Raw genomic sequence first — 21,885 nt, forward strand, 5'->3', positions numbered from 1 at the left:
AGGCAGCCGACCGAGCAACAGCTCAGCCCGCCGAACGATGCCTGCCGCCCAACACGACGGCGTGCGCTGCCCTGCTCGGCCAACGCGGCCGGTGCACGACCCGCTCGGCTCACGATCCGTCCCCAGCACGACGCACCGCCCGAGCCGCCGCAGCCCGGCATCACACCCACCCTTGACGCATGCCCATATGGGCATATGATGACGTTCATGGCACGAGCAGCCACGACGTCCGACGTCTTCAACGCCATCGCCGAGCCGCAGCGCCGGCAGATCCTGGTGCTGTTGCGGACAGGCGAACGCCCGGTGACCGAGCTGGCCCAAGAGCTGGGCATGACCCAGCCCGGCGCATCCAAGCACCTGCGGGTACTCAGGGAGGTCGGGCTGGTGCAGGACCGCAAAGCAGGCAAACAGCGCCTCTACGGACTCGACGCCCGCGGGCTGCGGCCAGTCCACGAGTGGATCGGCGGTTTCGAGCAGTTCTGGAACGAGAGCTTCGACCGGCTGGACGCCTACGTACAGGACCTCAAGCACGCACGGCAGGAGGACAACCAATGAGCGCGAAGGCCCAAGGAGCACCCGCGCACCTCGCGTCCGCACCGGGTGTATCGGCACAGTCCGAGACCAGACCCGACGAGTTGGCGCAGTCCGAGACGGGGCCTGCGATATCAGCGCAGTCGCAGACGCAACCCGCAGTACCAGCACAGCCCCAGGCGGAACCGGGAGGATCGGCGCGGACCGACACGGAAGCTGCGGTCCCAGCGCAATCCGACACGGCACCAGAGGTATCGGTGCGCGCCACGACGGCCGACCGCGAGATCGTCATCTCCCGCATCATCGACGCCCCACCGGAGGTGGTTTTCGAGGCGTTCACCGACATCCGGCACCTGTCGCAGTGGTGGGGTCCGGACGGGTTCACGACCACCACGCGGTCGTTCGAGTTCCACGTCGGCGGCGAGTGGGTCTTCGTACTGCACGGGCCGGACGGGACCGACTATCCCGAATGGATCTCCTGGACAGAGATTGTCCCACCCGAGCGGATCGCCCTGGTACACGGCGAGTACCGCGCCGACCCGGACGCCTTCGAGTCGCTCATCACGTTCGAGCCCGACGGTACGGCGACCCGGATCGAGATGCGCACGGTCTTCCCGACCAAGGAACTGCGCGACGAGGCAGTCGAGAGGTACCACGCGATCGTGGGCGGCCAACAGACCCTGGGCAACCTGGCTGCCTACATCACCGAACTCGTCCTGAAAGGAACGCAAGACTGATGGCAGGCAAGGTGTACTTCGGCGTATCGATGTCGCTCGACGGCTTCATCGCGCCCGACTCCCCGGAGGACCTGATGGGGAAGCAGTGGATGGAACTGCAGCGATGGGTCTTTCCGCTGCGCTTCTTCCGGGAGAACCTGAAGCTCGGCAAAGGCGGTGAGGAAGGCCGCGACAACGATATCGCGCGCGAGACGTTCGAGCGCACCGGCGCGAGCATCATGGGCAAGCGGATGTTCGACGCCGGCGAACGAATGTGGCCGGAAGAGGCGCCGTTCCACACCCAGGTCTTCGTCGTAACGCACGAGAAGCGCGACCCCTGGGAACGCCCGGGCGGAACCACCTTCCACTTCATCAACGACGGCATCGAGCCGGCCCTCGACCAGGCCCGCCAAGCCGCGGGCGACCGCGACGTCCGCATCGCCGGCGGCGCCGAGACAATCCTCCAGTACCTCAACGCCGGCCTGATCGACGAGTTCTCAATAGCCTTGTCCCCCGTACTGTTCGGCACCGGAATCCGCCTGTTCGAAGGCATCGACGCCAGCCGCATCGCCCTCACACAGACCCACGCGGAGTCCTCCCCGAAGGTCACCCATCTGACCTACACCGTCCAGGACCGCTAGCCCGAAACGGCAACCAGCGCCTCCAACACCCGACGTTGTCAGACAACGCGTCCACGGTGGCAACAGCTCTCATGGGCTGTTGCCACCGCGAAGCAGCAGGACGCGATCTGCACCCAGGACAGGTGATCGCGGTTGCCGCGTCCCCGCCGCGAACGCCGCTCAGTCAGGCGACCAGGCGTATCGCGAGTACGACGATGAGCAGGCTCGACGCCAACGTGGTGACGAGCCGGCCGGTTGCCCCGGTCAACAATCGCCCGAGCAACGCGCCACCGCCCGCGAGTAGCAGCTGCCAGCTGGCTGACGCCACGAATGCTGCCACGACGAACACGATCCGTTCACCGACTCCCGCGACACCGGACCCGCCCACTATCAGCGCGGCGAAGTAGATCATCGTCCACGGGTTGAGCATCGTCATGCCGAGCATTCCGAAGTACGCCGTGCACGCGCCGATCGGTGTCTCTTGCTGCAACGCAACGATCCGCCGCTCGCGATAACGCCGTACCGCCTTGGCCGCCCCAAGGACGGCCAGTCCAATCAGCACGACGACCGATGCCCACCGCAACGGTCCGACGATCGGCACCAGCAGCGGAGCCAGCACAGTGCCGGCACCCGCGGCCACCGCCGCGTACACGCCGTCAGCCGAAGCAACCCCGAGCGCCGCAAACGCCCCGATCCGCAACGAACTCCGCGCAGTCAACGCCACCAGATAGGTCCCGACAGGCCCGACCGGCATAGCAACCCCAAACCCGGCCAAGAGCCCCGCGACCACCACCCCGATCACAACGGACCGAAGCTCGACCCCCTACAACGACCGGCCTGCTGCTGAACCCGAGCCGCCAAGGCCACAGGTTCCACAAGCAACAGTCCAAAGGTCGCAGTAATCATGGGTTCATGATGAGGTGCTGCCCGGCCCTCCTCAACCGAATTACCGATTGCCAAGACGGCCAGGAAGCCGGGCGGGGACGACCGCGAGTCGAGGCCTACCTACTGCCTCCGCGTCAGTGCGCCGCTCCCCGTCCTCAACTGCCTCAAGGCATTCCTGGATCGAGTTCGTCAGAAATGCGAGTTCGGCGCGAGTCGTCGCGAACGCTATCTTATCGGGGTCGAGCCCAACACACCGGACTGATTCGTCACTAGAGGGAAGTAGTCGCATGAGAGCGCCTCAAGCAGGTCATGGATCCGGCACCTGGTTCAGTTGTCGCCCTGGCCTGTAGTACGACGCCCGCTGGCTCGCTGTCGTTGCGGACCACCCGGGTAGCGCGCGCCCGTCCCCGCATCTCACCCCCGCCAGCCTGCAAGTCGTCGAGCGCGTGCATGACGACCCGTGACCACGCGTTTGGCGGGCCCGAAATTCTTCACTCATGGCGCGGTGTTCTCGAACGCCACCATTCCATGTCTCGATCCTCACCTTGGGCGCTCCTCCGGCGGCTGCCGCGTCCGCAGTCCCTCGGATGTAACACCCTCGCAGCGGACCAAGCGCCTCGCCCTGCGCATTTACTCTTCGCTATCTCGAACCGTCGCACGAGCTCGTTCCAGCTGTGCTCGATAGTCCGACGCGAACGGCGCGGCGAGAAGGCTCTCCAGAGCCGCGCTCATGTCCCAGAACACGCGCTGCTCAGCTTGATCCGCAAAACCCGCAGGCTCTCCGGCTTCGTCGGTCCGAGCCAACCAATCGAAAAGTACTAGTGCCTGATCGCGGGACAATCCCAGCAAGATTTCGTCAGCCACCGCCAAGACCTCCATGCTGAAGAACGTTGCTCAGTTGAGCGGGGCTCAGCTTCCAACCGCTGACGAACGTCCCATTCCGAGCGATCACGTTCAGTCCGGTTGTTGGATCCAGATAGTGTGTCACCGCATCACCGTGGTACGTGCCGGTGATCACCTGGGTGCCGGGAGCGTTGATGTGCTCGTTAAGAGCTGCGCTGAACCGAGCCGCGTTCGTTTTGTTGTAGTTCCCGGTCACACCGAAGTCAGCAGCATGTTTGAACTTCGCCTGCAACTGCTTCGGCGAACGTATCAGGATTTGGCTGACCACAGGATCACGGGTTCGTGTTCCAACCGCTCCCAGCGCTGCGAAGCGGCTAGCTACAAGGCCAACCCCTACGTCGGCTACTAGTTGGGAGCAGTTGCCTTTGAGGATGCAGGCTTGGGAGTCGAGGATGCCGGCTGCGCCTGCGGAGATCACGCCGGTCGCGGAGGAGATTTGGAGGAGGACGGGGACGGCGGGGGCACAGGGGCGGGCGATGGTGCAGATGATGGCGCCTGCCAGGGCTCCGGTGGAGATGTAGCCGGAGATGTGGGAGACGTCGGTGAGGGTGCCTTCGATTTCGTCGAGGCCCTGGAGGTCTGTGGTTTTGAGGGGGTTGCCGGAGGTGTAGGCGTAGGGGTTGGCGGAGCCTGCTTGGTCTGGGGTGAGGAAGGTGCCAGTGGTCGGGTTGTACTCGCGTTGGCCCAGGAGGTAGTTGCCGGTGGGGAGATTGAGGGCGCCGATGTAGCCGGGGCTGTTCGCGGTTGGAGGGCCGGCTCGGGTTTGGCCGTAGGGCTCGTAGTCGGGTTGGGCGGTCGGGGATGTGAGGACTGAGCCGTTCGGGGCTGTGGCTAGCGGGGTTGTGGCGGTCGGGGTTTGTTGGGCTACCAGGCCGGCGGCGTAGAGGTAGCGGGTGGGCTTCTGGCCGTCTGTGGTGTTGAGGATCTGGGGTGAGAGCGGGTCCCAGAGGTAGCGGGTGGTTCGGGTCCCGGTGGTGGAGGTCGCTCGGCGGCCGTCACCCGTGTGGGTGTAGCTCGTCGCAACGCCGGCGGTGGTTGAGGTGAGGGGTTTGCCGGCGGCGGACCAGGTGTAGGTGGTGGTGCCGTCGGAGGTGAGGTTGCCGTCGGGGTCGTAGGTGTAGGTGCGGGCAGTGGGCGGGTCGAGTGGGTAGTTGGCCGGTGTGCTCAGAGAGGCCTGAAGTTCGTTCGTTGGGCCGTACAGGGACCAGGTGCTGCCTGTCGGGCGCTTCTCCCAGATGCGGTTGCCGTTGGCGTCGTAGGCGTAGCGGATGTAGTCGCGGGCCTCGTCGGTGCATTGCTCTACGCCGTAGCACGCTGAGGTCAGGCGGTTCAGAGGGTCGTAGGTGTACGACGACTGGCCGGCGACGGAGTCGGCGGAGCGGGTGACGTTGTCGGCGGCGTCGTACGCGGAGGTGATGGTGCGGAGCGGGCGCCGGTTCTGCGTCAGGGACAGGGAGGTCGTGCGACCGCGGAGGTCCAGACGCTCGGTCTTGACGAGTCCGCCGGGCTGGGTCGTCGTGATGGTGCCGTGGGCAACGTCGTAGCGATAGGACGCCAGTGGTTTGCCGTCGGCTGCAGCCGAGGTGAGGCGGTTGCCGGCGTCCCAGGTGTAGGACTCGGTGTGGCCGGCTGCCGAGCGTGCGATGAGGTTGCCGGCGGGGTCCCAGCGGTAGGAGACGGCGCCCGCCGATGTGAGCTGGTCGAAGGCGTCGTAGCCGAACCGGGTCGTGCCCTGCCCGTCGGTCATCGAGGTACGACGGCCCGCGGCGTCCCAGGTGTAGCTGACGGCGGGTGTCTTGTCGGAATACGCGATCCGGAGCGGCGCGCCGCGGGCGTCCAGGACGAAGGACGCCGTCTTGCCAGACGGGAGCGTGGTGCGGATCAGGCGCCCGGCCTTGTCGTACGCGAACCGCCAGGTGCGGCCGCCGTATGTCGCCTCGGTCGTCCGCCCGGCACTGTCGTAGGAGAACGTCTGCGAACGGCCGCTGGCGTCGACAGCCTGGGTCACCCGGCCGGACAAATCGAACGTTGTGGTGGCCTCGGGCAACGATGGTCGGGTGATGCCGACGACTGCGCCCGCGTCGTCGTAGCGCAGCTTGGTGGTGCCGCCGCGGGCATCGGTGAGCGTCGCCACGCGGCCTTGCCCGTCGTACGTCTGCCGCGTGGTGACGTCGAGCGCGCCGTGCTGCTCGAGCGGCTGGTCGTCGTCGTTGTAGGTGACCGTGCTGACGGCACCGCGCGGCGAGGTCACCTTGATCGGACGGCCCCAGCCGTCGTTATCGATGCGTGTCACCCGCTTCAAGGCATCTGTGACCGTCGTCAGATCACCGTCGACCGAGTAGGTGTATTGCGTGGTCCGACCCAGCGCGTCGCGGGTCGCCGACACCAGGCCACGGGTGTCGTAGGTGGCTGACGAGACACGCCCCGCGTACGCCGTGCCGATCAGGTTCCCGCGGGCGTCATAGCTGTACGTCGTACGCCGCCCGAGCGGATCCACCGTCGCGACGACGTCGTTGCGCGCGTTGTACGTACGCCGGGTCACCGCACCCACGGCATCGATCGAGGCGACGTCTCGCCCGAGCGTGTCGTACGCATGCCGAGCGCCGTGTCCCAGGCTGTCGAACACGCGGATCAGATTGCCGTCGGCGTCGTAGTGGAACGTGGCCGTGGCCCCGGTCGGATCCGTCTGACGGATCAACCGGTTCCGCTCGTACTCGTTGATCCACTTCCCACCCGTCGGGTCGGTCATCGTCGACGTGCCGCGGATGCCCTCCGTGTCCCACGACCACGTCGACCGGCCGCCCTTCCCGTCGGTCTGGGCGACGACGCGCCCGTCAGAGTCGTACTCGGTCACGTACGCCGGCTTGGCCGCGTCCCCCACCGTCTCCGACGTCAGCCGCCCGTCGACGTACGAGTACCGCGTCCGGATCCCGCCCGGCGACGTCACCCCGACCAGCCGTCCGTCCAAGTACTCGTACCGCACCGTCCGCGGCGCGACGCCCGGGCCCGACAACCGCACCGACGCGATCTGTCCGCCGGCGTAGTACTCGTACGACAGCGACCGCCGCCCGTTCGTGACGGTCTGCACGCGCCCCGCGGCCCGGCTGACGACCACCCCCTGACCGTTGCGGTCCCGGATGGCCTGCAGCTCGCCAGCGGCCGAGAACTGCATCCGCACCTGGTCGATACTCGTCAGCACGTACGTCGGCCCCGACCGCGCCAGCGTGAAGCGCGCAGGCCCCGGCTCGACGACGAAGCCGGCACCTTCCCGCGTGAACCCGATCTCCCGTCCGTCGGACGCCAGGTACCGCGCACCACCCGGCGACAGCTCGAGCCGATCCGAGAACGACGCCCGCCACCCGGCGCCGAGCGAGCCGGTGGACGTGTCGTTCGAGTTGTACGTCCGGGTCACCGTCAGCGGTACGCCGAGGGCGCCGACCGACGCGTCCGTCTCGACAGCGGTCAGCGCGCCCGTCAGCGAGTTGACCGGATCGGACTGCATCGCGAACGGCCCGAAGAACGCCCGCGCCTGCTTGTCCGGGAGCACGAATCCGGGCGCACCCGCGTAGATCATCACCGAGGCGCCTGCCGATGCCTTGCCGTTCGTCAAGGACACGTCCAGCAGGTTCGGTGAGCCCGACGAACTTGCAGTCCAGCGGAACGGTGACCGACCAACTCAGCGACTGGGTCCGGGCCGGCTTCGGTTTCGGCACGTTCTCACAGGGCCAGTGGTTGACCTGCCAGGTGCGGCCGTCGGTGATCCGGAGGTTGCACAGGTCGATCGTCAGGTTGAACGTCCGGGCCTGGAAGGTGAAGGTGACCCCGGTGCCGGCGTGCGCCATGCCGCCGTCGTTGGCGACCTCCGTGCCGGTGCTCAGGACCTCGCAGTCCCCGGAGACGGTCAGGTCCGGGTGCAGGCAGGGATACTCGTCTGGTCGCGCCGCCTGCGCGGCCGGCGGGACGGGCACGAGCAGGAGGACCGCGAGGACGAGCAGAACGAGCCGGCGCCGCATGGTTGCCTCCGCTCAGTCGTGGTGTTGTGACAGAGAGTTTACGGAGTTCAGCGTGCGGAGAGAGCGAATGATTACAGGTTGTGGATAACGGGAAGTGACCCTGGCGTGCAGGTCGCCCAGGAGTCGCTACGATCTGCGGAAACAGACTGAGTAAACGTTCGAATGCTGTCCGCCCGCTGGCGGGTCTGCCACCACGAGTGTGAGGGTGTGGCTCATGAATATCGGTACCCGGAAGATCGTCGTCGACGAGGCGATCGCGCAGTTACGGCTGTACGCCGAGACGAACGGCGCCGTGCTGCAGTACTACGACGGGCTGCCGGGGATGACCACCGTCGGCGGCTCCGACCCGAACCGGGTCACGCTCGACGACCTGGGCCGGATCATGGTGATCGGCGCCGACCTGCGCGCGATGGACATCCCGTGGCTGCTCGAGGTGGAGGCCGAGAAGGAGCTCGCGGCGATCCCGGTCGACGCGCGCCTGGAGGACGCCGAGCCGGGCAGTGAGCTGTTCGAGGCGGCGATGGCGCTCGACGACAAGTTCACCGGCCACCGCGGCTTCGGGCACGCGAAGAAGTCGAAGCTGCTGCACCTGAAGCGGCCGTACCTCTACCCGGTGACCGACAGCTTCATCCGGATGACCTACGGCTCGGCGTCGGCCGGCGCGGAGTTCCTGAAGGCGGTCCGCGAGGACTTGGTGAACCCGGCCAACGTCCGCGACTTCAAGCTGCTGCAGGTCCGCCTGATCGCGGAGCCGGCGACCTCGGCCGCCCGCCTGCTCGGCGAGGTCCCGACGCTCCGGCTCCTCGACATCCTCGCCTCTCTCCTGGGAGAGGCGAAGTAACTCAGAGCACCCCGAGCCGGGCCAGCGGCTCGACCAGCTCCCGCTCCTCGTAGGACAGGTGCGACAGCAGCGTGTCGTCCAGCAGGTCGACGGCCGCCCGCAGACCGTCGATATCGCCTGACCCGTCAACCAGTGCGACGAGTGCCTTGTCGACGCCTTCGAGGACGTCGTGGATGATCTTGTGCTCCTCCTGCAACCGGTCCACGACCGGTACCAGCGCGGGGTCGGCCCGGCGGAGGTGCGGGAACAGCGAGGCGTCCTCCAGCGAGTGATGCGTCGTGACCAGCCGGCAGTACGACTCGCAGTACGTCCCCAGCGTCCAGTTGTTCTGCCGCATCGTCATGGTGTTGATGTGCGAGCGCGCCGCACCGACCCCGAGCGTCCCGGCCGCGACCTGCTCGACCAGATCGCGGACCTGGTCGAGCTCCGCGCGCAGATGGTCGTGGACGTCGATCAGGTGCTGACCGGACTGTAACTGGTACGGCGTGTACGTCCGCGACGGGTCCGGCACCGGACCGGTCGGTCGCGCGGACTCGTCCAGCAGCTGTACGGCGCTACGCCGCACAGCGGGAGGTGGTGTCGGCACGACGCCGAAGCCAGCGGCGGGAACAGGCGCCGTAGTCACCGGGCCACCCGACCGAGCGACCGAGACGGCCTCGCGCACACCTGCTGCCACCTCAGCGAAGCGCCGGATGTCGTCGGGGTCGTCCGAGGCGAGGATGTAGGTGCTGATGCCCTCCCCCAGCGTCAGCTCGGTGAGCTGGTCGATCCACAGCTCCTCAGACCCCTGCAGGAACCCGCCACGCCCACTGAACCGACCGGACACGTTGTACAGCCGTCGGACCGCCGAAGGATCCCGTCCCGCCTCCACGGCAGCCTCGTCGATGATCTTGTTCATCGCGGCGAGCTGGTCCGGCCCGGCATACCCGCTGCTCGGCAGCCAACCGTCGGCGAGGCGTCCGGTCAGGGCGAGCATCCGCGGCTTGTAAGCACCCACCCAGATCGACACGTCGTGGGCGGGCGCCGGGCCGCGCTTGGCACCGGCAACCGTGTAGTGCTTGCCGGCCAGCCGGATGCCGCCACCGCCAGGCGTCCAGACCTCGCGCATGATCGCGATGGCTTCCTCCAGTGCGGTGATGCTCTGTCCGGTCGTCAGCCGAGGCCCGCCGTTCGCCGCGACCGCGTCGAGGAATCCGCCTGCGCCCAGGCCGAGCTCGACCCGTCCGCCGGTGATCAGGTCCAGCGTCGCGACGCTGCGTGCCACCACGACCGGGTGCCGAAGCGGCAGGTTGGCGACATTCGTGGACACCTTCACCCGCGAGGTCTGGGCGGCGACGACGGACAGCAGCGTCCAGGCGTCCATCAGCCGCGGCTGGTAGGGATGGTCCTGGAAGGTCACCAGGTCGAGCCCGACCTGCTCGGTCAGCTGGGCCAGCGCGATCACGCGGTCCGGGGTCTCGACCGCGGGGGTCAGGAACGTGCCGAAGACCAGCTCGTGGCCGTAATCCATGATTCACCTTTCGAAGTTCGCTCCGCGAGCAAAACTACTTCGCTAGGCAGATAATCTCAACTACAGAACATCTACTGCCGAACTAGGGCGAAAGCCTGTGCCGGATCGAGCGCCGCGCCCCGCTCGTACGCCACCTGGTACTCATCGGCCCCGAGCGCCTCTGAGGCCGCCGTGACCGCACGCTCGAGATCCACAGCCTCGGCCGCGGCTGTCAGGTAGTTCTCGGTCGCCCGCGTGGCGGCCGCGCTCCCCAGCAGCGTCGCCGCGAGCGTCTTGTCGGGGTGACAAGCCGCAATCCCCTCCAGCGCCCAGCACTGACCTCTCAGCGAGTCGAACTCCTCCGAGACCCGGAACGCCTCCGCATGCAGCTCCAGCGCCGCTTCGGGCCGACCTTGGAGCTCCCGGACGAACCCGAGTTCCGCCAGGACGATCGACAGATACAAGACAGATTCCGACTGCCGACGGGCGGCATCGATCAGCGCCTGCAACCGCGTCGAGGCCTCGTCCAGCGCGCCGGTACGACGGGCGGCGAAGCCGAGCACCAACTCCGCGAGCGCCTGCGTCGCGCGCTGCCCCTGCTCTGTCGCCAGCCGCAGCCCACGCTCGCCGTACGTCCGGGCCGCCTCGAAGTGCCCACGCCGGATCGCGGTCCATCCGAGCATTCCGGCCGCGCTGGCGACCTCGGGCCACAGTCCGATCTCCTCGGCGGCCTCCATGCCCTCGAGGTGCAGCCGCTCCGCCTCGTCGAAATCGCCGACGAGCTCAGCGTGCGCCCCGAACCAGCCTGTCGCCTGCAGAACGCCCCACCGGTCACCCAGCGAGCGGAACGTGCCGATGCTCTGGCACGCGTCGTCGTACAGAGCAGGCAGGTCCGCTCGTACATGCGCGTGCTTGGCCCGCGCAGCGAGCACGGCGGCTACGCCCCACTGGTTCCCGTCGGCCTCAAAGCTCTTCAGCGCCTGGTTGAGCAGCGACAGGCACGTGGACAGGTCGCCGGCATCGCTGGCGGCGTGAGCGATCCACCACTGCCCCATGGCGTCCGCGTCGTCCAGCCAGCGGTCCCGCTCCGCGGCGGCGTCAGGGTGTCCGAGCAGGTACATGAACCCCGCCCGCCACACGCCGGCCCGCGCCGAACCCGGCACAGCCTCGAGAGACCGCATGGCCTCCACATACCGGCCACGCAGGAACCAGTACCAAGCCAGGGCGTCCACGAGCCGCTCCGCGAGGTCCAGCTGTCCCGTGGCCACGGCTCGATCCAGTGCGGTCCGGAAGTTCGCCGAGTCGTCGTCCAGCAGCTCCAGCCACCGGCCTTGCTCGTCACCGAACAAGCCGGGGCGGGCGGTCTCCGCGAGCGACACGTAGTACGACAGGTGCCGCTGCCGTGACGACTCGAGCTCACCCGTCACCGTCAGCTTGTCGACGCAGTACGCCGCCACCGACTCGAGCAGCCGGAACCGACTCCCATCCACTGGCACGACGAGCGACCGGTCGACCAGGCGCACGAGGACATCCAGTACGTCGTCCTCGCCGCACACCGCAGCCGCGGCATCCGCCGTACAGCCATCAGCATGTACGGCGAGGCGCCGCAGTACGGACTGCTCGTCCGGGTCGAGCAGCTCCCAGCTCCAGTCGATCATCGCGTGCAACGTCTGCTGCCGGGGCGCTGCGCCACGGTGTCCTGTCGCCAACAACCGGAAGCGGTCGTCGAGCCGCGCTACGAGCCCGCGTACTCCCAGAGCGCGCACACGCGTCGCAGCGAGCTCCAGCGCCAGCGGGATCCCGTCCAGCCGCCGACACAGTACGGCGACGTCCGCAACGGTCTGGTCCGTCAACGCGAAGCCACGCGACGCCGCAGCCGCGCGCGTGACGAACAGCTGCGCCGCACTGCACTCGCCGACCTCGTGCACACCTGCCGACAGCGGAGGTACGGACAGCGGCGGCACACTCCACACCACCTCACCGGCCAGCCCCAGCGGCTCACGGCTCGTCGCGAGCACACGCAGGCCCGGCGCGGCGGCCAGCAAGCGATCCGTCAGCGCGGCGACCTCGTCGACGATCTGCTCGCAGTTGTCGAGTACCAGCAGCCGGGAGCCCATCACGGAGGCCAGTCGATCGACAACGGGCGAATCTTCCGTGTCCCGAAGATCCAGAGCGGCCTGCACAGCGTCCGTCAGCGAGTCGGTGACCGATAGCGCGTCGGGAGTCACGGCGGCCAGCTCGACCAGGACGACCCCATCCGCGAACCTGTTCGTCACGCCGGCCGCAGCAGCCAGTGCCAGGCGAGTCTTGCCCACACCTCCTGGACCAGTCAGTGTCACCAGGCGTGATGTGCCCAATCGGGCACTGATGTCGGCCAGCGCATCGGCGCGACCGATCAGCTCGGTCATCTGCGCAGGGAGGTTGTTGCGTGCGCGCGGCAGCTCCTGCGTGAGGATCGACTGCTGCAACGCGACCAGCTCAGGCCCTGGATCCAGCCCGAGGTCATCGAGCAGCAGCTGCCGCAGCTCGTCGAAGCTCTCCAGCGCTTCTGTCTGCCGTCCGGCCCGGTACAGCGCCTTCATGTGCGCGGCCCGCAGGCCCTCGCGTAGCGGATGCTCCTTGACCAAGGAAGCAAGATCCACGACCGGCAGATCCACTTGCTCGAGCGCGGTGAGCCGCAAGTCGGTCAGTCGCGCTACGGCGGTCTCGGCGAAGGCGTCGTCCGCGAAATCGGCGTACGCCGGGCCACGCCACAACGCCAGCGCCTCGTGTAGCGATCCGGCAGCCAGCAGCTCACCGAAGCGCAACGCGTCATAGCTCGCGGCAGAAACCGCCAGTGAATAGCCGGCCGGACCGGACTGCACGAGCGAGCGGCTGCCAGGCTCAGCGTCCTCGAAAGCTCGCCGCAGCTGGGACACCTTCGCGGACAGCGTGCCTGACGGGTTCCCAGGGAGCTCAGAGCCCCACAGGTCGTCGATCAGCCGGTCCGAGGGCACCGGCCGGCCCTCGTGCACCAGCAGGTCAGCCAGCAACGCACGCACCTTCAGCCCTTGGATGACCACAGGCGTCCCCGCGTCCGTCCAGACCGTCACCGGTCCCAGCACCCCGAAGCGCATAACGGCACCTTATTCCGGTCCGCCGGAAACGACCGGAAAGAAACCGTAAACCACCTTCGGCAGAGTCTGTGTCAGACGGAAGGAGGGACGGCAGATGCGATTGGCAGTGATCATCGGCAGCACCCGGCCCGGCCGATTCGGACCGACCGTGGCGAACTGGCTCGCGGAGCAGGCAGCCAAGCAGTTCGAGGTCGACCTGGTCGACCTGGCCACTGCGAATCTGCCCGCCGGACTCCCCGACGCCGACGAGGAAGCACCGCGGGAGGTCGCCGCGCTGGGCACCAGGCTGGCGGCCGCGGACGCGTTCGCCGTCGTCACCCCGGAGATCAACTGCAGCTTTCCGGCCTCGCTGAAGACCGCACTGGACTGGTACTACGACGAGTGGCACGCCAAGCCGGTCGCGATCGTCAGCTACGGCCGGGACAGCGGCGGCTGCTACGCCACCGCACAGCTGCGGCAGGTCTTCAGCGAACTCCAGGCCGTCACCATCCGCAACACCGTCGCACTGCCCTGCTACTGGGAGCAGTTCACCGCGGACGGCGGCTGGCCGCGGCCGTCCGCCGGCTACGAGGCATCCGCGAAACTCATGCTCGACCAGCTCGTCTGGTGGGCCGCAGCACTCCAGGACGCCCGCAAGCGGCGCCCGTTCCGACACTGAGAGGAAAGACCCATGAGGAAGCTGATCGAATCCACCTTCATCACGCTGAACGGCGTCATCGACGAGCCGCAGAACTGGAGCCCGCCGTACTGGGACGACGAGCACGCGGCGTACACGCAAGGCCTGATGGAGGGCGTCGAGGCCCAGGTGCTCGGCCGCGTCACCTACGAGGGCATGGCAGACGCCTGGCTGTCACGGGCCGGCGACCCGTTCGCCGACATGTTCAACGCCATGCCGAAGTACGTCGCCACGCGCACGGTCACCGAGTGGAAGTGGAACGCCCAGCCGCTCGAAGGCGACGCCGCCGAGGCCGTCCGCCGGCTCAAGGAGTCCGAGGGCGGTGACCTGATCAAGTACGGCACCGGGTCGTTCTCGAAGACGCTGCTGGAGAACAAGCTCGTCGACGAGTACCACTTCTGGTACTTCCCGGTCGTCGCCGAGGGCGAGACCATGTTCCGCGGCACCGGCATCGACATCACCCATCTCGAACTGCTCGGTACGACGACGTTCAAGTCCGGCATCGTCGTCCACAAGCTCGGCCCGAAGGCCTGACCGTACGCCGCCGCTCCGGCCGGCCACCCGCTGCGGGTGGCCGGCCGGAGGCTTGTCCGCATCGGACCTGGGTACCGGTCGGGGCCAACGGGGGTGCTGAGACGGTGCTGGGGACCGTCTGCCAGGGATACTCGCGATCCGCCGGTGCGGATCGCGGATCCACCCATGCGATCGGACTGGAGTTGTGATGGGTACCGTCCTGACCATCGTGATCATCGCCGTGGTGCTGCTCGCCGCGGCGGCGGTCTTCGTCCTGTACCAGCGCAGACGCTCGAGCGAGCTGCAGCAACGGTTCGGCCCGGAGTACGAGCGCACCCTCGAGGAGTCGGGCGATCGCCGCAGCGCGGAGCGCGAGCTGCGCGAGCGGGAGCGCCGGGTGTCGCGGCTGGAGATCACGCCGTTGAGTCGTGAGTCCGCGCAGACCTATCGGGCCGAGTGGGCCGAGGTGCAGCAGAGCTTCGTCGACCGTCCTGCCGGAGCGGTCGCGGACGCGGACCGGCTGGTGCTGCGGATGATGCGCGAGTCCGGCTACCCGGTCGACGAGTTCGAGCAGCGCGCCGACGACGTGTCCGTCGACCATCCCGACGTCGCGATGCACTACCGGGAGGCGCACCGGATCGCCGTCGCGCACGCCCGCGGCGACGCCGACACCGAGGACCTGCGGCAGGCAGTCACGGCGTACCGGCATCTGGTCGACGCCCTGCTCGACGACAGTGAGAACCGGACCACCACGAAGGAGCAAGCATGACCACGCCCGACCGTCGTGACGTCCCCCTGGACGACGACCGCATGCTGACCGACGACGACCTCGTGACCGACTCCGAGCTCAGCGGCCGCCGCGACCCGGACGACAACCGGCTCGACGCCGACCGCGGCCTCGACGCCGACCGCGGCCTCGGCAACGACCGCGGCCTGGACGACAACCGTGGCCTGGACGACAACCGTGGCCTGGACGACAACCGTGGCCTCGGCAACGGCGTGGACGCCACTCGTGGGCTGGACGACGACCGCGGCCTGGACGCCACCCGTGGGCTGGACGACGACCGCGGCCTCGACGCCACCCGTGGGCTGGACGACGACCGTGCAGCGGCCGGTGCTCCGGACAACCGGATGACAGCCGCCGGCACCGCCGAGCGTGACGACCGGACAACGACGGGCGATGCGCCGTTGGTGGCCGAGGAAGCCGTCGTCGACTACCGGGCGCGCTGGGACGTCGTCCAGCAAGGGTTCGTGGACGATCCGCGCAACGCCGTCAGCGAAGCCGACAAGCTCGTCGACGACGTGCTCAAGCACCTCGCGGACGGCTTCGACCGCCAGCGCCAGGATCTCGAGCACCAGTGGTCGGGCGGTCAGCCCTCGACCGAGGACCTCCGCTCGGCGCTGCAGCGATATCGCGCGTTCTTCCAGCGCCTGTTGACGTTGTGAGCACCTGCGCGGCGGCCGGTACGACGACGTACCGGCCGCCGCGCAGTCTGTTGCCTAGGGCGCGATGTTCTGGTTGAGGTGGAACACGTTCTCCGGGTCGTACCTGCGTTTGACCTCGACCAGCCGGTCGTAGTTCTGCCGGTAGTTCTCCCGGATCCGGCCCTGGTCGTCGTCGGCCATGAAGTTGATGTACCCGCCGGCCTCGGAGAGCGGTGCGACGTCGTCGTAGTACGAATGTACCCACTCGACGCCGGCCTCGTTGGCGGCCGGGTCCGGCCACATCCCGGCGATCACGGTCGCGAAGTTCGCGTCCCGGTAGGCGAACGCGGTCCCGTCCGGGGTCACCCGGTGACACGCGCCGTTGATCGGGTAGATGTGCACGGTCGAGTTCACCGCCGGCAGCCCGGGCGCGTGCCGCAGGTGCGCCTGGATCGCCTCGTCGGTCAGTTCGGTGACGAAGTTCGCCTTCCAGTAGTGCTGCAGACCGGGCGGTACCAGCGCGTCGAAGGCGCTGTTCAGCGCCGGGTACGGCATCGGGCCGACGTGCTCGGCCAGCACCGGCGCGAACTCGCGGAACTTCGAGATCTGGGTCTCGCCGTCGTCCAGGTCGCCGGCCCAGCAGCCGACGATCGCCACGAACGGCTCACCGTGCCGGTCCTCGGGGATGAACGGCAACGGCGGCGCGATCTGGAACGCCGGGAACCCGCCCAGCTGCTCGGGCGCGTCCTTGATCAGGTCCCGGAACCCGGACAGTACGGCGGCTGCGTCGGACAGCTCGAAGAACATCGGGCCGCCGTAGATCGTGGACACCGGCGCGAGCCGGAACTCGAGCGCGGTGACCACGCCGAAGTTGCCGCCACCGCCGCGCAACGCCCAGAACAGGTCCTCGTTCTCCTTCTCGCTGGCGATCACGAACTTCCCGTCGGCGGTCACCACGTCCGCCGACACCAAGTTGTCGCAGGACAGCCCGAGACCCCGGGCCAGGTACCCGATCCCGCCGCCGAGGGTCAGCCCGCCGACCCCGGTGGTCGAGATGATCCCGCCGGTGGTGGCCAGCCCGAACGCGTGGGTGGCGGCGTTGAAGTCGCCCCAGGTCGCGCCGCCGCCGGCCCGCGCGGTCCTGGTCACCGGATCGACCCGGACGTTGCGCATCCCGCTGAGGTCGATGACAAGGCCGTCCTCGACCGTGCCGAACCCGGGCACACTGTGGCCGCCGCCGCGGATCGCGATCTCCAGCTGGTTGCTCCGTGCGTAGTCGATCGCCGCCATCACGTCACCGGCGTTCTCGCACCGGACGACCACCCGCGGGCGCTTGTCGTGCATCCAGTTGTTGACCCGGCGCGCCGCGTCGTACCCCTCGTCACCTGCTGTGAAGACCTGCCCGCGCGTGCGTTCTCTCAATTCCTCGATCATGTTCGCTCCCCGAACCACTGCCGACTGCCGCAGATCGGCGCGCGCGTACGAACCTCCACGCACACCGCGCAGACCGGTTGTCGCCGTCGAGCGCAGCGCGAGACTTCCCCCAGAGAGCGTCTGAACCCCCGACGGGCTGCCGGCCTTCCCCCAGACCCGCCCGTTCTCCCAGACCCTGCCAAGCGGGACCGAATTCGTCAATACCGATGTCAAAGCGACCCGGACGGCTCCGACCAGGAGGCACAGGCACCCAACATCCGGAGGACACCATGCGGAAGCTCATGTACTACGTGCACCAGTCGCTCGACGGCTTCGTCGAGGGACCGAACGGCGAGTTCGACTGGGCTCAGCTCGGCCCCGAGCTGGGCGCGTACTCGATGAGCCTGACCGAGCGCGCCGACCTGTTCCTGTACGGGCGGCCGGTCTGGCAGATGATGTCCTCGTACTGGCCGAACGCCGAGGCGATGAACCCGGACCAGCACGCGATCGAGTTCGCGCCGGTGTGGCGCCGGACGGCGAAGGCGGTGCTGTCGACGACGCTCGAGAGCACCGATTGGGATGCTCGGGTGATCCGCGCCGCCGAGGACGTCGCGGCACTGAAGGCCGAGCCGGGCAAGGACATCCTGCTGACCGGGGGCTCGGGCGCGGCGGCGGCGCTGGCCGAGCTCGGCCTGGTCGACGAGTACCACGTGGTCGTGCACCCGGTGGTCCTCGGCGGCGGCAAGCCGGTGCATCAGGCAACCGGCCGGCGTACGCTCCGGCTCGCCGAGACGCGATCGTTCGACAACCGGACCGTCCTGCTGCGTCACGACCTGGTCTGATCGGTGGCCGCGGCCGCCAGCGCGTCGGCCACCGCGGCGACCGCGGGCGTCCGGGTACGACGGGTCAGCAGGAAGACCGCGCGTCCGACGTCCGCCTCGGCGGGCCGGCGTACGGCGACTCCTGGCGCGCCGGCTCCGATGACGAGATCGGGGAGCAGCGCGCCCGCGCCCGTCGTCCGGACGAGCTCGAGCAGGATCAGGAAGTCGTCGGAGCTGTAGCGGATGTCGGGCTCGAAGCCGCCGAGCTCGCGGCAGACGCGGACATGCATCTCGCGATGACCGGTGCCCGGCTGGCAAGCGGCCCAGGGCAGATCCGCCAGCTGCTCGACCGGAACGCGCTCCGCGGCGGCCAGCGGATGATCCTCGGGCAGGACGACGCGGATGTGCTCACGGAGCAGGTGCTCGCGGTGCAGATCGGTGTGTACGGCGCGCGGCTGGCCGTCGTACTCGTCGCCGACCATGACGTCCAGCTGCTGCAACCGAAGCGCGGGGGCGGCCTGCTCCACTTCGAGCTCGGCGGCCTCGACGCGGATGTCGGGATGGGAGACCGCCAGGCTGCGGATCGCCGGCGCGACCACGCGAATGAATGCGGACTGGAACGACGCGATCCGGACCAGGCCCGCGACCCGGCCCGCGGCGACCGCGGCCACCTCGGCCTCGGCGGCTTCGACGCCTTCCAGCAGCGACGTCGCGTGCCGGACCAGCACTTCACCCGCCGCGGTCAGGCGCACGTTGCGGCCGATCCGCTCGAGCAGCGGCGTACCGGCCTCGCGCTCCAGGACGGCGAGCTGCTGGGAGATCGCGCTGGGCGAGTAGCCGAGCGCGCGAGCCGCACCATGCACGGTCCCGCGGCCGTGGACCTCCCGCAGCAACCGCAGTCGGCGCAGATCCATCATTCGTTCAGCTTAGCTTCACAATGCTGTCCGTGAAGCCGCGATGGACGTGAACAGTCCCTGGCCCTGACCATCGATGGCGTGGGACGCCTCTTCTGCCTTCTTTCCGCCGTCACCTTCGGGGTCATGGCCGTCTTCGGCAAGCTCGCGTACGACGCGGGCGTATCGGTCGACGCACTGCTCCTCGTCCGCTTCGGCCTCGCCGGCCTACTGCTGCTGGCCGTCGCGCTCGCCCGCGGCGCCCTGCGCAACCTCCCGCGCCGGGCCGTCGTCACTGGCCTGGGGATGGGTGTCTTCGGGTACGCCGCCCAGTCCGGGCTGTACTTCTCCGCGTTGGCGCGGATCGAGGCGTCATTGGTTGCACTCCTCCTGTATCTCTACCCGGTGCTGGTGATGGTCGGGGCGATCGCACTGCGTCGCGAACAGGCCTCACCGCGGCGGATCGGCGCCCTGGCGGTCGCGCTGGCCGGGATCGGGCTGGTGCTCAGCGGGGCGATGACCGGCCGGTTCGACCTGCTCGGCGTACTGCTGGCCTTGGGCGCACCGATCGTCTACACGTGCTACATCCTGGTCGGCGACTCGCTGACCGCCGACGTACCGCCGCTCGCGTTGACGGCGCTGGTGTGCTCCGGAGCGTTCGGCACCTTCCTGGTGTTGGCGCTGTTCCGCGGAACCGATCTGACGTTCGCCCCGATCGGCTGGCTGTGGCTGGCCGCGGTCGCGCTGATCAGCACCGTCGCGGCGATTCTGTTCTTCTTCGCCGGTATGGCTCGGGTCGGTCCGTCCGTGGCCTCGATCCTGTCGATCTTCGAGCCGGTCGTGACCGTGGTCGCGGCGGCCCTCGTGTTCGGCGAGCAGCTGAGTGCCGTGCAGTGGTTCGGCGGCGGTCTGGTACTCGCATCGGTCGTGATCGTGCAGTGGCCGCGCCGCCAATCGTTGCCGGAACTTTCGCGGACTTCGCCGGAGGTGACGGCAGACTTGGCCGTATGAGCGGGCGGGTGGCGTGGGCAGGAGTCGTCGCGTTCGTGACGGCGGCCGCGGTCGGTTGCACCGGCAACGACGCGGCTCCCCCTGCGCCCGGCACCATCTCGCCCACCTCGCCCACCTCGCCCACCCCGTCCGCCGCGCGTCCGAGCACCTCGCCGCCCTCGACCGCCGCGCCCTCGACCGCCGCGCCGTCGAGCGTCAAGCCGTCGACCGTCGCGAATCCCGTGTCGCTGCAGGCGTTGATGACGAAGAAGTACAACGGCGGCAACCTCCGGCTCGGCCGGGTCCTCGCCCGCACCCCGGCGTACACCCGGTACTACGTCACCTACCGGAGCGGGACGCTGACGATCTCGGGGATCATGAACGTCCCGTCCGCACCGGGTCCGCACCCGGCGCTCGTCCTGAACCACGGCTACATCGACCCGGCCGTGTACACGAACGGCCGCGGCCTGATGCGCGAGCAGGACTACCTCGCGCGCCGCGGGTACGTCGTCCTGCACACCGACTACCGCAACCACGCACAGTCCTCGAAGGACCCGGACTCCGAGCTCACCCTGCGCCTCGGCTACACCGAGGACGTCGTCAACGCCGTCCTCGCGCTCCGCACCTCGCAGTACGTCGACCCGTCACGGATCGCGCTGCTCGGTCGCTCGATGGGCGGCGGCGTCACCTACAACGTGCTCGTCAACCAGCCCGGTCTGGTCAAGGCCGCCGTGGTGTTCGCGCCGGTCAGTTCGCAGGCCGCGGACAACTTCGACCGCTGGATCCGGGCCGACCGCCCGATCGCGAGCCAGATCCTGCGCAGGTACGGCGAACCGGCGCGCAACCCGGCGTTCTGGCGCAACGTGTCCGCGGTGAACTTCTTCGACCGCGTGACCGAGCCGGTGCTGATCCATCACGGCGAATCCGACTCGACCTGCCCCATCGCCTGGTCGCGCACGAGCCTGGCCGCGCTGAAGGCGGCCGGGAAGAACGCGACGCTGTACACGTATCCGGGTGAGGAGCACGCGTTCGGGCCCGCCTGGCCGACCTCGATGGCGCGGACCGTGACCTTCCTCAAGCAGCACGGGGTTTGACGGCGCTGACGGCGTACATCGTCAGCGACATGTGGAACGCGCCGCGATCGGCCGCCTCGGCGAGGGTCCGCGCGAACTCCTCGGCCTCGGCTTCGGTGATCACACCGGCCTGCAACGACGTCAGGTGCAGCATGCCGACGAGGCCCTGCCGCGCGCCCTCCTGCGGCTCGATCATCGTCGCGGCGGTCTCGCCGGTGATCATGAGACCCGCGCCGGCGAGCAGACCACGCAGCCGGCGACCCGAGTACGGGTTCGCGCTCTCATGAATGAAGTGATCGACCATCCGCTGCAGGACGCCGGGATCGGCCGGATGGACGATCGCCGTGGCCCAGTCGGTGTCGATCAGCGCGATCCGCCCGCCCGGCCGCAGAACCCGCGTCATCTCCTTCACCACGGCCGCGGGGTCGTCGACGTGCTGGAGGACGCGCTCGCAGCGCAGTACGTCGACCGACTCGTCGTTGAAGGGCAGGGACTCGGCCTGACCCTCGACGTACTCGACGTCTGCCCCGGCGGTCCGCCGCACGGCCTCGGCTCGGAGGCCCGGGCTGGGCTCCACGCCGATCGCGTGGGCGCCCGCAGCGGCGAAGGCGACGACGTCCTCACCTGTTCCGGATCCGACGTCGACTGCCGTCTCCCCCGCCTTGGGCTTGAGCTGGTCCAGCGCCCACGACTTCAGCGTACGTACGGCGGGCCGCCCGGCCATCTGGTCGAGGATGAACGCCTGCCGCTCGATGTTCTGATCGGCCACGTGCGCGGCCCGGAAACTGCCGCGCTGCGTGACGAACCCGGGCGCGTCCGGTGCTTCGGTCATATGGATCTCCCCCTCCGATCCGAGCCTAGCGCCGGACGGACCCAGGATCGTGTCACGGCACCGGCTGCCCACCGTGGCCATTGCGGCCCCATTTGCCTGGCGGACCCACCAAATGAGGGGTTCTTCACCCTGAAT

Annotated in this window: 19 protein-coding genes; 11 read left to right on the top strand and 8 right to left on the bottom strand. The window is 68.6% G+C overall.

The genetic code is table 11. The features are described 5' to 3' along the window. Positions 1-207: 207 nt before the first annotated feature. The 3 genes from ABZX12_RS29395 (at position 208) to ABZX12_RS29405 (ending at position 1,888) form a co-directional block, all read left to right on the top strand. Positions 208-555 carry a metalloregulator ArsR/SmtB family transcription factor gene (locus ABZX12_RS29395; RefSeq protein WP_355698351.1) on the top strand — a complete coding sequence of 116 codons (348 nt, stop codon included), beginning with the start codon at positions 208-210 and terminating at the stop codon, positions 553-555. A 233-nt stretch (positions 556-788) separates the two neighbouring features. After that, positions 789-1,268, top strand: coding sequence for an SRPBCC family protein (locus tag ABZX12_RS29400; protein ID WP_355698352.1), 480 nt, complete (start codon positions 789-791; stop codon positions 1,266-1,268). Next, complete coding sequence (locus ABZX12_RS29405; protein WP_355698354.1) at positions 1,268-1,888, top strand: dihydrofolate reductase family protein; 621 nt, start codon at positions 1,268-1,270, stop codon at positions 1,886-1,888. Before ABZX12_RS29400 ends, ABZX12_RS29405 begins: the two co-directional genes overlap by 1 nt. A gap of 163 nt (positions 1,889-2,051) precedes the next feature. Here ABZX12_RS29405 and ABZX12_RS29410 read toward each other — a convergent pair whose 3' ends face one another. The 3 genes from ABZX12_RS29410 to ABZX12_RS29420 form a co-directional block, all read right to left on the bottom strand. After that, positions 2,052-2,621 carry a LysE family transporter gene (locus tag ABZX12_RS29410; protein WP_355698356.1) on the bottom strand — a complete coding sequence of 190 codons (570 nt, stop codon included), beginning with the start codon at positions 2,619-2,621 and terminating at the stop codon, positions 2,052-2,054. 761 nt (positions 2,622-3,382) lie between these two features. Next, positions 3,383-3,616 (bottom strand): hypothetical protein, encoded by a 234-nt coding sequence (locus tag ABZX12_RS29415; protein ID WP_355698358.1) that lies wholly within the window; start codon positions 3,614-3,616, stop codon positions 3,383-3,385. Beyond that, a complete protein-coding gene (locus tag ABZX12_RS29420) occupies positions 3,609-7,271 on the bottom strand; it encodes a colicin D domain-containing protein (protein WP_355698360.1) in 3,663 nt (1,220 codons plus the stop codon). The genes ABZX12_RS29415 and ABZX12_RS29420 overlap by 8 nt, the downstream gene beginning before the upstream one ends. A 611-nt stretch (positions 7,272-7,882) precedes the next feature. On the opposite strand from ABZX12_RS29420, the gene ABZX12_RS29425 reads away from it, so the two are divergent. After that, positions 7,883-8,509, top strand: coding sequence for a DUF6308 family protein (locus ABZX12_RS29425; protein ID WP_355698362.1), 627 nt, complete (start codon positions 7,883-7,885; stop codon positions 8,507-8,509). A gap of 1 nt (position 8,510) precedes the next feature. Here ABZX12_RS29425 and ABZX12_RS29430 read toward each other — a convergent pair whose 3' ends face one another. After that, positions 8,511-10,019: an LLM class flavin-dependent oxidoreductase gene (locus tag ABZX12_RS29430; RefSeq protein WP_355698364.1), complete on the bottom strand. Its 1,509-nt coding sequence runs from the start codon at positions 10,017-10,019 to the stop codon at positions 8,511-8,513. A 71-nt stretch (positions 10,020-10,090) separates the two neighbouring features. Further along, entirely contained in the window at positions 10,091-13,114 is a 3,024-nt protein-coding gene (locus tag ABZX12_RS29435; protein ID WP_355698366.1) for a BTAD domain-containing putative transcriptional regulator, read from the bottom strand. 94 nt (positions 13,115-13,208) lie between these two features. Between ABZX12_RS29435 and ABZX12_RS29440 the strand changes: the two genes are divergently transcribed. The 4 genes from ABZX12_RS29440 to ABZX12_RS29455 all read left to right on the top strand — a co-directional run bounded on the left by ABZX12_RS29440 (position 13,209) and on the right by ABZX12_RS29455 (position 15,749). Continuing rightward, positions 13,209-13,772: an NAD(P)H-dependent oxidoreductase gene (locus ABZX12_RS29440; RefSeq protein WP_355698368.1), complete on the top strand. Its 564-nt coding sequence runs from the start codon at positions 13,209-13,211 to the stop codon at positions 13,770-13,772. A gap of 12 nt (positions 13,773-13,784) precedes the next feature. Continuing rightward, complete coding sequence (locus ABZX12_RS29445) at positions 13,785-14,324, top strand: dihydrofolate reductase family protein (RefSeq protein WP_355698369.1); 540 nt, start codon at positions 13,785-13,787, stop codon at positions 14,322-14,324. Positions 14,325-14,511: 187 nt separating this feature from the next. Beyond that, positions 14,512-15,072, top strand: a complete 561-nt coding sequence (locus ABZX12_RS29450) for a hypothetical protein (RefSeq protein WP_355698371.1) — start codon at positions 14,512-14,514, stop codon at positions 15,070-15,072. Beyond that, positions 15,069-15,749 carry a hypothetical protein gene (locus ABZX12_RS29455; RefSeq protein ID WP_355698372.1) on the top strand — a complete coding sequence of 227 codons (681 nt, stop codon included), beginning with the start codon at positions 15,069-15,071 and terminating at the stop codon, positions 15,747-15,749. The genes ABZX12_RS29450 and ABZX12_RS29455 overlap by 4 nt, the downstream gene beginning before the upstream one ends. Positions 15,750-15,803: 54 nt before the next feature. Here the strand turns inward: ABZX12_RS29455 and ABZX12_RS29460 are convergent, their stop codons facing one another. Then, positions 15,804-17,162, bottom strand: coding sequence for an FAD-binding oxidoreductase (locus tag ABZX12_RS29460; RefSeq protein ID WP_355698374.1), 1,359 nt, complete (start codon positions 17,160-17,162; stop codon positions 15,804-15,806). A gap of 269 nt (positions 17,163-17,431) precedes the next feature. Between ABZX12_RS29460 and ABZX12_RS29465 the strand changes: the two genes are divergently transcribed. Then, complete coding sequence (locus ABZX12_RS29465; protein ID WP_355698376.1) at positions 17,432-17,983, top strand: dihydrofolate reductase family protein; 552 nt, start codon at positions 17,432-17,434, stop codon at positions 17,981-17,983. Here the strand turns inward: ABZX12_RS29465 and ABZX12_RS29470 are convergent. After that, complete coding sequence (locus tag ABZX12_RS29470; protein WP_355698378.1) at positions 17,968-18,879, bottom strand: LysR family transcriptional regulator; 912 nt, start codon at positions 18,877-18,879, stop codon at positions 17,968-17,970. The genes ABZX12_RS29465 and ABZX12_RS29470 overlap by 16 nt on opposite strands. A gap of 78 nt (positions 18,880-18,957) precedes the next feature. Between ABZX12_RS29470 and ABZX12_RS29475 the strand changes: the two genes are divergently transcribed. Then, positions 18,958-19,866: a DMT family transporter gene (locus tag ABZX12_RS29475; RefSeq protein WP_355698380.1), complete on the top strand. Its 909-nt coding sequence runs from the start codon at positions 18,958-18,960 to the stop codon at positions 19,864-19,866. After that, positions 19,863-20,939: an alpha/beta fold hydrolase gene (locus ABZX12_RS29480; protein ID WP_355698382.1), complete on the top strand. Its 1,077-nt coding sequence runs from the start codon at positions 19,863-19,865 to the stop codon at positions 20,937-20,939. Before ABZX12_RS29475 ends, ABZX12_RS29480 begins: the two co-directional genes overlap by 4 nt. Here ABZX12_RS29480 and ABZX12_RS29485 read toward each other — a convergent pair. Beyond that, complete coding sequence (locus ABZX12_RS29485; RefSeq protein ID WP_355698383.1) at positions 20,920-21,750, bottom strand: methyltransferase domain-containing protein; 831 nt, start codon at positions 21,748-21,750, stop codon at positions 20,920-20,922. The genes ABZX12_RS29480 and ABZX12_RS29485 overlap by 20 nt on opposite strands. Positions 21,751-21,885: the final 135 nt, after the last annotated feature.

This window comes from Kribbella sp. NPDC003505, assembly GCF_040610875.1.
In the GTDB taxonomy this organism is placed as follows: domain Bacteria; phylum Actinomycetota; class Actinomycetes; order Propionibacteriales; family Kribbellaceae; genus Kribbella.

What these genes read in the sequence shown, in the direction of transcription:
- ABZX12_RS29395 (WP_355698351.1), top strand. Translation starts at nt 208, where the DNA reads ATGGCACGAGCAGCCACGACGTCCGACGTCTTCAACGCCATCGCCGAG.
- ABZX12_RS29405 (WP_355698354.1), top strand. Translation starts at nt 1,268, where the DNA reads ATGGCAGGCAAGGTGTACTTCGGCGTATCGATGTCGCTCGACGGCTTC.
- ABZX12_RS29410 (WP_355698356.1), bottom strand. Translation starts at nt 2,621, where the DNA reads ATGCCGGTCGGGCCTGTCGGGACCTATCTGGTGGCGTTGACTGCGCGG.
- ABZX12_RS29425 (WP_355698362.1), top strand. Translation starts at nt 7,883, where the DNA reads ATGAATATCGGTACCCGGAAGATCGTCGTCGACGAGGCGATCGCGCAG.
- ABZX12_RS29430 (WP_355698364.1), bottom strand. Translation starts at nt 10,019, where the DNA reads ATGGATTACGGCCACGAGCTGGTCTTCGGCACGTTCCTGACCCCCGCG.
- ABZX12_RS29435 (WP_355698366.1), bottom strand. Translation starts at nt 13,114, where the DNA reads ATGCGCTTCGGGGTGCTGGGACCGGTGACGGTCTGGACGGACGCGGGG.
- ABZX12_RS29440 (WP_355698368.1), top strand. Translation starts at nt 13,209, where the DNA reads ATGCGATTGGCAGTGATCATCGGCAGCACCCGGCCCGGCCGATTCGGA.
- ABZX12_RS29445 (WP_355698369.1), top strand. Translation starts at nt 13,785, where the DNA reads ATGAGGAAGCTGATCGAATCCACCTTCATCACGCTGAACGGCGTCATC.
- ABZX12_RS29450 (WP_355698371.1), top strand. Translation starts at nt 14,512, where the DNA reads ATGGGTACCGTCCTGACCATCGTGATCATCGCCGTGGTGCTGCTCGCC.
- ABZX12_RS29455 (WP_355698372.1), top strand. Translation starts at nt 15,069, where the DNA reads ATGACCACGCCCGACCGTCGTGACGTCCCCCTGGACGACGACCGCATG.
- ABZX12_RS29460 (WP_355698374.1), bottom strand. Translation starts at nt 17,162, where the DNA reads ATGATCGAGGAATTGAGAGAACGCACGCGCGGGCAGGTCTTCACAGCA.
- ABZX12_RS29465 (WP_355698376.1), top strand. Translation starts at nt 17,432, where the DNA reads ATGCGGAAGCTCATGTACTACGTGCACCAGTCGCTCGACGGCTTCGTC.
- ABZX12_RS29470 (WP_355698378.1), bottom strand. Translation starts at nt 18,879, where the DNA reads ATGATGGATCTGCGCCGACTGCGGTTGCTGCGGGAGGTCCACGGCCGC.
- ABZX12_RS29480 (WP_355698382.1), top strand. Translation starts at nt 19,863, where the DNA reads ATGAGCGGGCGGGTGGCGTGGGCAGGAGTCGTCGCGTTCGTGACGGCG.
- ABZX12_RS29485 (WP_355698383.1), bottom strand. Translation starts at nt 21,750, where the DNA reads ATGACCGAAGCACCGGACGCGCCCGGGTTCGTCACGCAGCGCGGCAGT.